At 74.2% G+C, this 12698-nt stretch carries 12 protein-coding genes; 6 read left to right on the top strand and 6 right to left on the bottom strand.

The genetic code is table 11. The features are described 5' to 3' along the window. Positions 1 to 46: 46 nt before the first annotated feature. The gene (locus tag MF672_RS08420) at positions 47 to 484 is read right to left on the bottom strand and encodes a hypothetical protein (protein WP_242375483.1); all 438 of its coding nucleotides are present in this window, start codon (positions 482 to 484) and stop codon (positions 47 to 49) included. 128 nt (positions 485 to 612) lie between these two features. Here MF672_RS08420 and MF672_RS08425 point away from each other — a divergent pair, with 128 nt between their 5' ends. After that, positions 613 to 1254: a response regulator transcription factor gene (locus MF672_RS08425; protein ID WP_242375484.1), complete on the top strand. Its 642-nt coding sequence runs from the start codon at positions 613 to 615 to the stop codon at positions 1252 to 1254. Positions 1255 to 1330: 76 nt separating this feature from the next. Further along, a complete protein-coding gene (locus MF672_RS08430) occupies positions 1331 to 1750 on the top strand; it encodes a pyridoxamine 5'-phosphate oxidase family protein (RefSeq protein WP_242375485.1) in 420 nt (139 codons plus the stop codon). Here the strand turns inward: MF672_RS08430 and MF672_RS08435 are convergent. The 5 genes from MF672_RS08435 to MF672_RS08455 all read right to left on the bottom strand — a co-directional run bounded on the left by MF672_RS08435 (position 1728) and on the right by MF672_RS08455 (position 8743). Beyond that, a complete protein-coding gene (locus MF672_RS08435; RefSeq protein ID WP_242375486.1) occupies positions 1728 to 3416 on the bottom strand; it encodes a GAF domain-containing sensor histidine kinase in 1689 nt (562 codons plus the stop codon). The two genes, MF672_RS08430 and MF672_RS08435, sit on opposite strands and share 23 nt — an antisense overlap. Before the next feature lie 29 nt (positions 3417 to 3445). After that, positions 3446 to 5911, bottom strand: coding sequence for a M20/M25/M40 family metallo-hydrolase (locus MF672_RS08440; RefSeq protein ID WP_242375487.1), 2466 nt, complete (start codon positions 5909 to 5911; stop codon positions 3446 to 3448). A gap of 71 nt (positions 5912 to 5982) precedes the next feature. Then, positions 5983 to 6717 carry an SDR family oxidoreductase gene (locus MF672_RS08445; protein ID WP_242375488.1) on the bottom strand — a complete coding sequence of 245 codons (735 nt, stop codon included), beginning with the start codon at positions 6715 to 6717 and terminating at the stop codon, positions 5983 to 5985. Between the two features lie 26 nt (positions 6718 to 6743). Further along, positions 6744 to 7619 carry a dihydrodipicolinate synthase family protein gene (locus tag MF672_RS08450; protein WP_242375489.1) on the bottom strand — a complete coding sequence of 292 codons (876 nt, stop codon included), beginning with the start codon at positions 7617 to 7619 and terminating at the stop codon, positions 6744 to 6746. A 14-nt stretch (positions 7620 to 7633) separates the two neighbouring features. Next, positions 7634 to 8743 (bottom strand): mandelate racemase/muconate lactonizing enzyme family protein, encoded by a 1110-nt coding sequence (locus tag MF672_RS08455; RefSeq protein ID WP_247815202.1) that lies wholly within the window; start codon positions 8741 to 8743, stop codon positions 7634 to 7636. Between the two features lie 80 nt (positions 8744 to 8823). Here MF672_RS08455 and MF672_RS08460 point away from each other — a divergent pair, with 80 nt between their 5' ends. Genes MF672_RS08460 through MF672_RS08475 form a run of 4 tightly spaced genes read left to right on the top strand, consistent with a single transcriptional unit; the run spans position 8824 to position 12646 of the window. Then, positions 8824 to 9618, top strand: coding sequence for an IclR family transcriptional regulator (locus MF672_RS08460; RefSeq protein WP_242375491.1), 795 nt, complete (start codon positions 8824 to 8826; stop codon positions 9616 to 9618). Continuing rightward, a complete protein-coding gene (locus MF672_RS08465; protein WP_242375492.1) occupies positions 9615 to 10460 on the top strand; it encodes a carbohydrate ABC transporter permease in 846 nt (281 codons plus the stop codon). The genes MF672_RS08460 and MF672_RS08465 overlap by 4 nt, the downstream gene beginning before the upstream one ends. Further along, the gene (locus tag MF672_RS08470) at positions 10457 to 11332 is read left to right on the top strand and encodes a carbohydrate ABC transporter permease (protein WP_242375493.1); all 876 of its coding nucleotides are present in this window, start codon (positions 10457 to 10459) and stop codon (positions 11330 to 11332) included. Before MF672_RS08465 ends, MF672_RS08470 begins: the two co-directional genes overlap by 4 nt. Positions 11333 to 11362: 30 nt before the next feature. After that, entirely contained in the window at positions 11363 to 12646 is a 1284-nt protein-coding gene (locus tag MF672_RS08475) for an ABC transporter substrate-binding protein (RefSeq protein ID WP_242375494.1), read from the top strand. The last annotated feature ends 52 nt before the right edge of the window (positions 12647 to 12698 follow it).

Below are 12698 nucleotides of genomic sequence, written 5' to 3' on the forward strand. Positions count from 1 at the left end.
AAAGTCCTTTTTCACACGTCCGATGGACCATCCGTGCAGTGTGCGGCTAGGTCGCGGGCAGCGCCGTGGCCAGCAGCACCACGCCGAGCGAGCCCACCAGCGAGGCGATGGCGAGGGCGCGGGCGAGACGGGCGCGCCCGGCGCCGCTCGCCCAGCCGTGCAGCCCGGCCGCGAGCATCACCGCGGCGAACAGCCCGAGCTTGGCCGCCAGGATCCGCCCGTAGCCCGGCTCGGCCAGCGACTGCCAGGTGACGCCCTTGCGCGCGGCGAGCGCCACGCCGGTGGCTAGCTGCACCGGCAGGAACGCCGCGGCCGTCACGAGCCCGAACCGCCGCCCGACCGCGCTCAGCACCGCGGCCCGCCGCTCGCCGTCGAGCAGCCGGCGGGCCGCGGGCAGCACCACGAGCGAGACCGCGAGCTGCCCGCCCACCCACAGGGCCGCGGACAACACGTGCAGGAAACGGACGACGGACCACCAGGTCATGACGGCTCTCCCTTCGCGGGCAGGCAGACTACCCGACGCCCGCCCCGGGACGTACCTGCGCAAAGCCCGCGACGATCGGGGACCTAGGTCACTACCTGAGTGGGCCGGTCGGCGGTTAGCGTGGACCTATGATTCACGTTTTCCTTGTCGACGATCATGAAGTCGTGCGCCGGGGTGTGGCCGCCCTGCTGGACTCCGAGGACGATATCGAGGTCATCGGCGAGGCCGGCACCGCCGAGTCGGCCATCGCGCGCATCCCCGCGCTGAAGCCGGACGTCGCGGTGCTCGACGTGCGGCTGCCCGACGGCAACGGCGTGGACGTGTGCCGCGAGGTCCGCTCGCGGGTGCCGGGGCTGGCGTGCCTGATGCTGACGTCGTTCGCCGACGACGACGCCCTGTTCGACGCCGTGATGGCCGGGGCCTCGGGCTACGTGCTCAAGCAGATCCACGGCTCCGACCTGGTGGGCGCGGTGCGCACGGTGGCCTCCGGGCAGTCGTTGCTCGATCCGCAGACCACGGCCGCCATGTTGCAGCGGCTGCGCGAGCAGGCCGCCAGGAAGGACCCCCTCGCGGCGCTGTCGGAGCAGGAGCGGCACATCCTCGACCTCATCGGCGAGGGCCTGACCAACCGGCAGATCGGCGAGCGGCTGTTCCTCGCTGAGAAGACCGTCAAGAACTACGTCTCCAACCTGCTGTCCAAGCTCAACATGCAGCGCCGCACCCAGGCGGCCGCGCTGGCAGCGCGGCTGCGCAACGACCGGCGCCCCTGAGGGGGGAAGTTCGGCGCGCCACGACAGGACTTTCGCCCCTAAGCGTCCCGCGCGCCCGGCGGCGAAGCTGGCAGGCATGAAACTCGATTCGTCCGGACTCCAGGTGCTCACCGAGGCGGAGTGCCTGCGCCTGCTCGCCTCGGCGCCCATCGGCCGGATCGTCTTCACCGACCGGGCGCTGCCGGCGGTGCAGCCCGTCACGTTCTGCCTCGACGGCGACGCGATCGTCATCCGCACCGGCCTCGGCTCCAAGCTGGCCGCCGCCACCCGCCGGACCGTGGTCGCCTTCGAGGTCGACGACTACGACCCGGTGCTGCGTACCGGATGGTCGGTGAGCGTGGTCGGGCACGCCGACGCCGTCACCGACCCCGCCGAGATGTCCCGCCTGGCCATGCTGCCGATCGAGCCGTGGGCGCCGGGCAGCCGCGACCACTTCATCCGGGTGCGCGTGGAGCAGGTCAGCGGCCGCCGGATCACAAGGGGACACTCCAACTGACCACGGTGCCGCCCGACTCCCCCGGCGCGGCGCTGAACGAACCCCCGAGCCGCGTCGCCCGGTCCTCCAGGTTGCGCAGGCCGCTGCGCCTCCCGCCGGACGGCAGCCCCACGCCGTTGTCGCGGACCGACAGCGACAGCAGCCCGTCGCTCACCTCCACCGCCACGTCGGCCCTGGTCGCCTTGGCGTGCCTGACCACGTTGGACAGGGTCTCGCGCAGGACCGCGAGCAGCTGCTCGGCGAGGTCGCCGGAGATCCGGGCGTCGAGCTGGCCCTCCATGCGCAGCCCCGGCATGAAGCCGAGGTGCCCCCGCGCCCCCTCGACCAGCTCCACGATCTGGGTGCGCAGGCTCGGGGCCGCGCTCTCCCTCGGGTTCTGCAGGGCGAAGATGGTGGAGCGGATCTGCCGGATGGTCTCGTCCAGCTCGTCGATGGCGTGCTGCAGGCGGCTCGACGCCTCGGGGTGCTCGACCAGCCGGACCGTGCTCATCAGCGTCATGGCCGTGGCGAACAGCCGCTGGATGACCACGTCGTGCAGGTCCTTGGCGATGCGGTCGCGGTCCTCGAGCAGGCTCAGCCGCTCGGCGTCGCGGCGGGTGTCGGCCAGCTCCAGCGCGATCGCCGCCTGGCCGCCGAACGCCTCCAGCGCCCGGATGTCGGCGGCGCTGAACGGCATGCGGCCGACGCACTTGGCGAGCGCCAGCACGCCGCGCACCGCCTCGCCCGCGCCGAGCGGCAGCAGCAGCTCGGGGCCGAAGCCGAGGTCGCGCAGGCGGGAGTCGGCGTCGAGCAGGTCGGGCGAGCAGAGCGAGCGCCCGGTGCGGAACACCTCGCCCGCCGCCGTCGAGTCGAGCGGGAAGGAGACGTCGGCGAGCACGTCCTCGGGCAGGCCCTCCTCGAACTCCACCAGCAGGCGCTGCCCGGCCGGGTCCGGGAGCAGGATCTTCACCAGGTCGGCGTCGCTCATCTGCCGGGCCCTGGTCGCCATCATGGCCAGCACCTCGTGGGTGTCACCGCCGGACAGCAGCCGCGTGGTGAGATCGGAGGACGCCTCCAGCCACGACTCGCGGCGGCGCGACTCCTCGTACAGGCGGGCGTTCTCGACGGCGACGCCGGCGGCCGTGGCCAGCGCGATCACGATGGCCTCGTCCTCCTCGTCGAACTCGCCGCCGCCGCGCTTCTCCGTCAGGTAGAGGTTGCCGAACACCTCGTCGCGGACCCGGATGGGCACGCCGAGGAAGGTGCCCATCGGCGGGTGGCCCGGCGGGAAGCCGTAGGACTCGGGGTGGTCGGAGATGCGGCCCAGCCGGAGCGGCCGGGCGTCCTTGATCAGCAGCCCGAGCAGGCCCAGCCCGTGGGGCCAGTGCTCGATGGCCGCGATCTCCTCGTCGCTCAGGCCGACCGGGATGAACTGCAGGAGCGTCTGTTCCTGCCCGACCACGCCGAGCGCGCCGTAGCTGGCGTCGACCAGCTTGGTCGCGGTCTCGACGATCCGGCGCAGGACGGTCTCCAGGTCCAGGTCGCTGCCCACCGACACGACCGCCTCCAGCAGGGCGTGGACGCGGTCGCGGGTGGCCAGCACGGCGTTGAGCCGGACCTGGAGCTCGGCCAGCAGCTCGTCGAGCCGCATGTTCGGCATCAGCGGGCGGTGCTCGTCATCCACCATGCGTTCAGTGTCGCACCTGAAGGTGTCGGTCAGACATCGTAGGTTCGGGCGATCGCGACGAGGTCGCCGTCCTCGCGGGTGGCCGCCACCAGGTCCTGAGGTCTCGGGACAAATCCCGGCACTACGGACAGGCCGTCGGACTCGGCGATGGCGGTGATCCGCACCTTCCCCGCGCCCTGGACGCGCAGCGTGACGCGGGCGCCGGTGTCCGGCAGGCCGCGGAAGCGGATCTCGCCCGGCCAGGTGTTCGCCCTCGTCCCGGCGACGGCGACGGTCACGGGGGCGGTGCCGGCCGTGGCCGCCGTCGCCTCGGTGATCGGCCGCTCGACCCGGAGCGTGACGGAGCGGGCCGGACGGCCCGCGCTGACGCGCAGCTCGACCCGGTCGCCGGTGCGGCGCAGCACGGTCAGGCGGGGGGCCGCCGCGCGGGCGAGCGCGGGGGCGGGCCCGGTCCACAGGCCGGCGCCGCGGGCGTAGCCGGGAGGCAGCGGCGCGGTGTCGTGGCCGGTGACGTACCTCCTGGTCCAGGCGGGCGGCTCGCGGTCGGCGCTGACCCAGCTCGCGGTGCGGCTGCCGGCGTCCATGACGTAGGCCAGGTGGGTGCGGCCGGGGTGGCGGGCGTCGAACCGGTCGGCGGCCAGACCGGCGGCGACCAGCGCGGGGACGAGCGCGATCGCCGGCGCCAGGCGGAGCGCGCGGCGCGGGCGGGCGGGGGCGTCCGGCTCCGGCAGCCACAGCTCGGCGAACGGCAGCAGCATGAGGCCGAGCAGGGCCGCGAGCAGCGCGCTCGCCCCGCCGAGGGCCAGGCCCATGCCGTCGAAGACGGTCCTGACCAGGCCGGACAGCAACATCACGGCCGGCACCGCCCCGGCCGTCAACACGACCACCGCTCCACGACGGCCCCCCTTCGAGACGAGGGCGGCCGGTCCACGGCGACGTCCCCCTCCCAAGGCGAGAGCGGCCGGTCCACGGCGACGTCCCCCTCCCAAGGCGAGAGCGGCCGGTCCGCGGCGGCCTCCCCCTGCCGACGCGAGAGCGGCCGGTCCGCGGCGGCGTCCCAAGGCCAGGGTGGCGAGGGCGGCGAGGGCGCAGAACAGGGTGGGGAGCGCGAACACGAACGACGCCCCCGGCGCGACGGCGGCGCACAACGCGCCGAGCCCCGCCGGCCAGGCCAGCCCGCCGACCGCCAGCGCGGCCGGCCCGAGCCGCCGGCGCAGGAGCAGGTACCAGGCCAGCACCACCAGCCCGCTCTGCAGCACGACGGCCACGCGGAAGGCGTCCGGCCGGTGCAGCAGCCCGCCCATCCCGTCGTACGCCGGCCGCCACGCCACCAGCACCTCCCACAACCCCTGCGCGAGCAGCGCGGCCCCGCCGAGCGGCAGCACCCCCGACACCGCCGCGGCCACCAGCCGCGGCACGCTGAGCAGCCGCCGGACCCGGGCCACGGCCGCGAGCCCCAGGACCGCCGCGACGGCGAGCCCGGCCAGCGGCCACACCAGCGCGTCCGGGTAGGTGACCATGACCCCGAAGATCCGGAAGTAGGTGGCGTCGTGGCCGGCGCGCAGCGCGGGCAGGTCGGCGCCGCCGAGCGCGCGGGCCAGCGCGAGCATGGTCGAGCCGTGGTGCTGGAGGCTGCCCCGGTCCAGCTCGGCGAGGGAGTCGCGGGCCGTGTGGTAGTGGGAGGAGCGCTCGATGTAGGCGAAGTTCAGCCCCGCGAACCCGGCCGCGGTGAGCGGGGTGAAGTCGGTGTTGTTCGGCAGCAGCCGGTAGAGCGCCGCCATCGTCGAGTCGCCGCGCGGGCGCGGCGCGGCGGCGGCGAACGCCCGCACCAGCCCGGCGTCGCCCGGCGAGGTCTCGAACATCAGCGACGGCCCGGCGACGCCCCGCGCCTCCCAGTTCAGCAGCACGCCCCCGGCCCGGCCGAGCGGGTGTTCCCTGGCGAACGCCTCCGCGCCGAGCACGCCGTCCTCCTCGCCGTCGGTCATGAGCAGCACGAGGTCGTTGCGGAGCGGCGCGTCGCCGAGCGCCCGCACGGTCTCCAGCATGGCGGCCACGGCGGCGGCGTCGTCGGAGGCGCCGGGGCCCATCGCCGCCGAGTCGTAGTGGGCGGCGATGAGCAGCGTGCCCGTGGAGGCGGTGCCGCGCCGGGTGGCGACGAGGTTGTGCACCTGCCCGAACGAGGCCAGCCCGGTCGAGGCGTTCGCGCCCACGGCCCGCTGCACCTCGACCTTGAGGCCCGCCGCGCGGAGCTGCCCGGCCAGGTAGTTCCTGGCCCGCTCGCCCGCCGGGCCGCCGATGGGGCGCGGCTCGGCCGCGAAGCGCTCCAGGTGCGCGAAGGCCCGCGCGGCGCTGAACTCGCCGGGCGGCGCGGAGGCGGGCAGCGGCTGCATCGTGCTGTCGGTCATCGCGGCCAGCAGCACGGCCGCCGCCAGCGCCAGCGCCGCGACGAGGCCGGCCACCGCCCGCCGGGGGACGTCGATCAACTTCGCTCTCATGCCCGGAACGCTACGGATCGTGCCCATGCGCCCGGAATGATGCGCGTACCCGAGACAACCTGCGGTTTTCCTCAGTCCGGCAGGAAGCGGGCCCTCAGGTCGGGGCGGAGGTAGGCGGCGGGCGAGGCGATCGACAGGCCGCCGTCCACGGGCAGCACCACGCCCGTGATGAACGCCGCCCGCGGCGAGGCCAGGAACGTCACCGCCTCCGCCACGTCCTCGGGCAGACCGGTGCGGCCGAGCGGGTAGCCCTCGGCGGCGCCCTCCAGGTCAGCGCCGCCGATCAGGCCGGGGGCCACCGAGTTGACGCGGATCCCGGCGGGGCCGTACTCCAGGGCGAGCTGCCGGACGAAGGCGTCCAGCCCGCCCTTGGCGGCGGCGTAGGCGGGCAGGCCGGGCGCGGCCAGGAAGGAGTTGACCGAGCCGACGGCCACCACCGCGCCGCCGCGCGGCAGGTGCGGCAGGGCGGCCCGGCACAGGTGGAAGGCCACGTCGAGGGTCGCGCCGAGGGCCGCGCGCCACTGCTCGCCGGTGGTGCGGGTCACGGGCGCGACCGGCATCACGGCGGTGGCCAGCACCAGCACGTCCAGCCGGCCGAGCAGGGCCAGCGCCTCCTCCACCGCCGTCCCGGCCTGGTCCGGGTCGGCGCAGTCGCGGACGAGGAAGCCCGTGTAGGCGGGGTCGTCGCACGGCTCCAGCCCGATCCCGGCGACCCGGTCGCCGCCGCCGGCGAACGCGGCCGCGACCGCCCGCCCGATGGGCGAGTTCCCGCCGGCCAGCAGCACCCCGCGTCCGGTTCCCGTCACCACCGGATCCGTCACCACAGGATTCGTCACCACAGGGCGGCCAGCACGTCGTCGAGCAGCGCGCGGCTCGCCGGGTCGAGCGGCCGGGCTGGGGAGCGGACGGCGGCCGAGGCGATGAGCCCGCGCCGCACCAGCACCTCCTTGTGCACCGCCCAGGCCAGCCCGGGCTGCATGCCCGTGCGGATCAGCGGCAGCAGGCGGGCGTGCGCGGCCCGGGCGTCCTCCGCGCGCCCGGCGGCCCAGTCGGCGAGGACCGGCGCGAGCAGGTCCGTGAACTCGCAGGCCGGCATCGTGCCGACCGCGCCCAGCGCGTACTCCTCCAGGCAGAACAGCGCGTTCTGCCCGCCGAACACCGCGAAGTCGCCGGCCACGCCCGCCGCCACCGCGCCCACCTTGGGGGCGGTCGGCGGGGCCTCGACCTTGACCGAGGTGACGCCGTCGAGCTTGCTCAGCTCCACGATCAGCGGCTCCGGCATGCTGACGCCGGTCGCCCCGGGGGCGTCCTGGACCATGACGTCCACGCCCGCGCGGGCGGCGAGCTCGCCGTAGAAGTCCACGAGCTGCCCTCCGGTCGGCCTGACCAGGTACGGCGGCAGCACCATGAGCGCGTCCGCGCCGCCGTCGCGCGCGGCGAGCGCCTGCTCCAGCGCGGTCGCGGTGCTGGTGGCGCCCACCCCGGCGACCACGGGGGCGGCGCCGGCCGCGGCGCGCACCTCGGCCAGGATCGCCGCCCGGTCCGCGGCGGTCAGCGCGAAGCCCTCGCTGGCCATGCCGAACACGGCGACGCCGGCCGCGCCGGAGGCGAGCTGCCACTCGGTGAGCCGGCGCAGGCTCGGCAGGTCGAGCTCGCCGTCGTCCGTGAAGGGGGTGGCGAGGATGGGGATCAGTCCGGACAGAGCCAACGAAGGTTCTCCAATCAGAGGGCGGCTGAGGGCACCAGGGCGGCGGGATCGACGTCCACGCCGAGGCCGGGGCCGGGCGGCACGGGGAAGCCGGCGGCGTCGCCGGGCAGCGGCGCGCGCAGGATCGCGCCGGCCACCTCGCAGGTGGTGGGCTGGTACTCGAACCAGGCCAGGTTCGCCAGCGCCGCGCTGACGTGCACGCCGGCGGCCAGCGCGACGCCGAGCCCGGTCGAGTGGTGCGGCGCGACCCGCACGTGGTGGGCCGCCGCCAGCTCGCCGATCGCCATCAGCTCGGTGATCCCGGTGCGGCCCACGTCCGGCTGGGCCAGGCCGGTGGCGCGCCGGCCGAGCCAGTGCGCGAACTCGTACCGGTTGCGCAGCGTCTCGCCCACGGCGATCGGCAGGTCGGCGCGGCGGGCCAGCTCGCGGTGGCCCTCGACGTCCTCGGGGGCGAGCGGCGCCTCCAGGAACAACGCGCCGCGCTCGGCCAGGCCGCGGGCCAGCCGGACCGCCGCGGGCACCTCGTACACCCAGTGGGCGTCCACCGCGACCTGGAGGCTGGAGGCGGCGACCGCGTCGAAGGTCGCGAGGTCCTCCTCGACGCCGTGGCCGAGGTGCAGCTTGACCCGGGTCGCGCCCTTGCCCGCCCACTGGCGGGCCAGCTCGGCGCGCTCGGCGTCGGTGGGCCTCGGCAGGCCGCTGACGTAGACGGGGACCTCGCTCCTGAACGCCCCGCCGAGCAGGTCGGCGACCGGGCGGCCGGTGAGCCTGCCGGTCAGGTCCCAGAGGGCGATGTCCACGGCGGCGAGGGCGTCGGCCTGGTGGCCGGTGAGGTGGCCGCGCTCACGCATGAGGCCGGTGAGCTTGTCCCAGAGGGGCCGCACCCGGGTCGGGTCCTCGCCGATGAGCACGGGCGCGAGCAGCCGCTCGACGATCGCCGCGGGCACCTCGGGGGCGACCGGCGCCAGGGCCTCGCCCCAGCCGGTGGTGCCGTCGTCGGCCGTCACGCTGACCAGCAGCGTCTCGAAGCGGGCGGAGTAGAGGCTGCGCCAGGGCGGCCGGACGAAGTAGCCCTCCTCCTGGGCCGGCGTGCCGAGGTAGGCGTCCTGGTGGCGGATCTTCACCGGGAAACTACGCACTTGACGGATTTGCGGCATGTGCAGGACCATCCCACATAGTGCAAGCCAATTGCAATGGAGACAGGGTGGCTTCCGATCAGAGCAACAACCAGAGCGTGGAGCGGGCGATCTCGGTCCTGCGGGCGTTCTTGACCGGCCGGCCCGAGCTGCGCGTGTCGGACGTCGCCAAGGCCACGGGGCTCGGCACCTCCACCGCCTCGCGGCTGCTGGCCACGCTGGAGACGCTGGAGTTCGTCGAGCGGGACGAGGTCAGCGGCCTCTACCGGCTCGGCACCGCCCCGATCACGCTCGGCGGCGTCGCGCTGAACCAGAACCCGGTGCACCGCGAGGCGAGGCAGATCGCCCAGGACCTGGCGGCGGCGCTCGGCCTCGGCGTCAACGTGGCGGTCCGGCGCGGCGGGTCGATGTTCTACCTGCTGAACTTCGAGGGCCGCCTGGCGCCCCGGTCGTTCGTGCTGACCGGGCAGCGCAAGCCGCTCTACGCGACCGGCATCGGCAAGTGCCTGCTGCTCGCGCTCGCCCCGGAGGAGCGGCGCGCGCTGCTGCCCGAGCTGCCGCCGTTCACCTCCCGGACGATCACCGCGCACGAGGCGCTGGATCGCGAGCTGGCCGCCACGGCCGGGCGCGGCTACGCGACGGAGGTGGAGGAGCTGGCCTTCGGCCGGGCCTGCGTGGCGGCCCCCATCCGCGACATGTCGGGCACGATCGTCGCGGCCATCTCCATCTCCGGGCCGCTGTCGGCCATCGACCTGGAGGCCCGTGAGGCCGAGCTGGCCCGCACGGTCATCGAGACCGCCGACTCCATCAGCATCGGGCTCGGCTACGTCGGCCCCGTCCACGCGCTGGCGGGCTCGTCGTGACCGGCCGCAAGCTCACCGACGGGCAGTTCGCCTGGCTGCTCATGGTGCCGGGCCTCGCGCTGTTCGCCGCGATCATCGCCTACCCGCTGGTGTCCGCGCTGGTCACCGGCTTCTTCGAGCAGAGCCTGGTGCGGCCGGGCCGCTCGTTCGTCGGCCTCGCCAACTACGGCGACCTGCTCGGCGGCGACTTCTGGCCGGTGCTCCGCAACACGCTGGTCTTCACGCTCGGCGCGACCATCGCCCCCTTCGTCATCGGTTACGCTCTCGCGCTGGCGCTCAACAGCGGGCTGCCCGGCTGGCTGCGCGGGCTGTTCCTGTTCCCGTGGGTGATCCCGGGCGTCGTCGTCTCCTTCCTCTGGCTGTGGATCTTCAACGCCAACTACGGCGTGCTCAACGGCCTGCTCGGCACGCACGTGAGCTGGCTCGGCGAGCCCGGCACCGCGATGCTGGCGGTGATCGTCACCAAGACCTGGGCGAGCTTCCCGTGGATGATGGTCATGCTGCTGGCCGGCCTGCAGACCATGCCGAAGGAGCTGCACGAGGCCGCCTCCGTGGACGGCGCGGGCGCGATCCGCCGCTTCCGCTCGGTGACCGTGCCGCACATGCGGGCCATCGCCGGGATCGCGTTCCTGCTGGAGTTCATCTGGAACTTCCAGCACTTCGACACGATCTACGTGCTCACCGGCGGCGGCCCCGCCGGGGCCACCAAGACCTTCGCCGTCGCCGTCTACGACACCGCGTTCAAGGGCTTCGACCTCGGCCACGCCACCGCGCTCGGCGGCCTGTGGATGCTCCTGCTGCTCGTCCTCATGGCCTTCTACCTGCGCAAGGAGAACGCATGACGGCCACGCTCACCCGCCCGGTCGCCCTGCCGGAGGCCCCGCGCCGGCGCCGGCCGCGCTCGCGGGCCGCCGCCTGGGCCGCCGTGGCCGTCATCGGGTTCTTCGGCCTCGCGCCGATCTACTGGCTGGTCGTCACCGCGTTCACGCCGGACGACCAGGCGTTCAGCTTCCCGCCCGCACTGTTCCCCACCGAGATCACCTTCGACCACTTCACCAGGCTGGCCGACAACGAGCAGCTCTTCGGCTACCTCGTCAACAGCGTGGTGGTGTCGGTGGTCACGGCGGTGCTGAGCGTGCTGGTGTCGGCGTACATGGCCTACGCCTTCTCCAAGTTCCGCTACCGGGGCCGCAGGTCGCTCATGCACCTGGTGCTGGCCTCGCAGCTCTTCCCGCAGGCGCTGCTGCTCGTCACCCTGTACGCCGTCTTCAGCGCGACCGGCCTGCTCGGCAGCTACGGAGCGCTGATCCTGTCGTTCACCACGTTCACGCTGCCGCTGTGCGTGTGGATGCTGAAGGGCATCTTCGACACCGTGCCGAGCACGCTCATGGAGGCGGCCGCCATCGACGGGGCCTCCCGGTGGCGCACGCTGCACACGATCGCGCTGCCGCTGGCCGCGCCGGGGCTGGTGGCGGCCGGGCTGTTCGCGTTCGTGCGGGCCTGGAACGACTTCGTCTTCGCCCTCACCCTCACCGACCCCGACCGGCAGACCCTGCCGCCGGGCCTGGTGCACACCTATCTCGGGGAGTTCCAAACCGCCTGGCCGGACCTCATGGCCGCGTCCTTCGTCGTCTCGCTCCCGGTCATCGCCGCGTTCATGTTCCTGCAGCGGTACCTGGTCGGCGGGCTGACGGCGGGCGCGGTCAAGGGCTGACCCCAACCCCCCTTTTCTGTCAGGAGAGACATGAACACGCTCAACCGCCGCGACGCCTTCCGGCTGGCCGGCCTGTCCGCGCTCGGTGCGGCCGTGGCCGCCTGCGCCCCCGACGCCGCCTCCGGAGGGGGCGCGCCGAAGGGCGACGCGGCCGCGAAGACGTTCGGCTTCACGTCCTGGTCGCTGAACGAGGAGGCGCAGAAGGGCGCCGTGCAGGCCATCGTGGACGCCTACGCCGCCGCCAGGCAGGTGAAGATCGAGACGGCGTCGTTCCCGTACAACGAGTACCTCAACCAGGTGACGCTCAAGCTGCGCGGCGGCCAGGTCGGCGGCGCGATCCAGCTCGACATCTCGTGGCTGGCCGCGCTCGCCGCCGTGGGCCGGCTGAAGGACCTCGGCGCGCAGGCCGCCAAGGGCGGCTACACCGACGTCGCGCTGAGCAGCGGCACGTTCGGCGGCAAGCAGCTCGGACTGCCGTGGACCACCGGCTCGATCGGGCTGGTCGCCAACACCGAGATCCTGAAGAAGGCCGGGGTCGAGGAGCTGCCGGCCACGGTCGAGGAGTTCGAGGCGGCGCTGCGGGCGGTCGCCGAGCTGGGCGGCGGCATCACGCCGTACGCGGCGGCGACCAAGGCGGCGCAGCTCAAGGACATCCTGCCGTGGATGCGCACGTTCGGCAGCCCGCTGCTCGACGGCGAGACGATCACCGTGGGCGACGACGCCTCGGTGGCCGCGGTCGAGTGGTACAAGAAGCTCTACGACGCCCGGCTCATCGCGCCCGACGTGGACCGCTTCGACGCCCGCGCCCTGTTCGCGCAGGGCAAGGCGGCCTTCTACGACGACGCGATCATCACCAGGGGCGTGGTGGCCGCCCAGTCTCCGGACAAGTCGCTGGCGGAGAAGATGGCGCCGCTGGCCCGGCCGGTGCTGAAGAGCGGCGACACGCCGCAGGCGCTGCTGTGGGGGCACGTGATCGTGGTGGTGGAGGGCGAGGGCTCGGACGCGGCGGCCGACTTCGCCGCGTACGCGACCTCCGACACCGCGACGGTCGCCGGCTTCTTCGAGAAGGTCAAGCTGCCGCCGACGACCACCGCCGGGCTCGCCGACCCGAAGGTGGCCGGGGACGCCTTCACCACCGCGTGGACCGAGAAGATCACCAAGACCGCGACCGCCAACCCGTTCTGGCGCTACGCCGGCTACGCCCAGATCGAGACCGCCATCGCCGAGCAGGTGCAGGCGGTGCTCGTCGGCCGGGCGTCGGCCAAGGACGCCCTGGCCAAGGCCGCCGAGACCGCCAGGCCGCTGCAGAAGTAGGAGAACCGCCCGGCTGAGGACCCGGGCCGCGGGAACGGCAATTCCCGCGACC

The sequence above is a fragment of the Actinomadura luzonensis genome (assembly GCF_022664455.2).
Taxonomy (GTDB): Bacteria; Actinomycetota; Actinomycetes; order Streptosporangiales; family Streptosporangiaceae; genus Nonomuraea; species Nonomuraea luzonensis.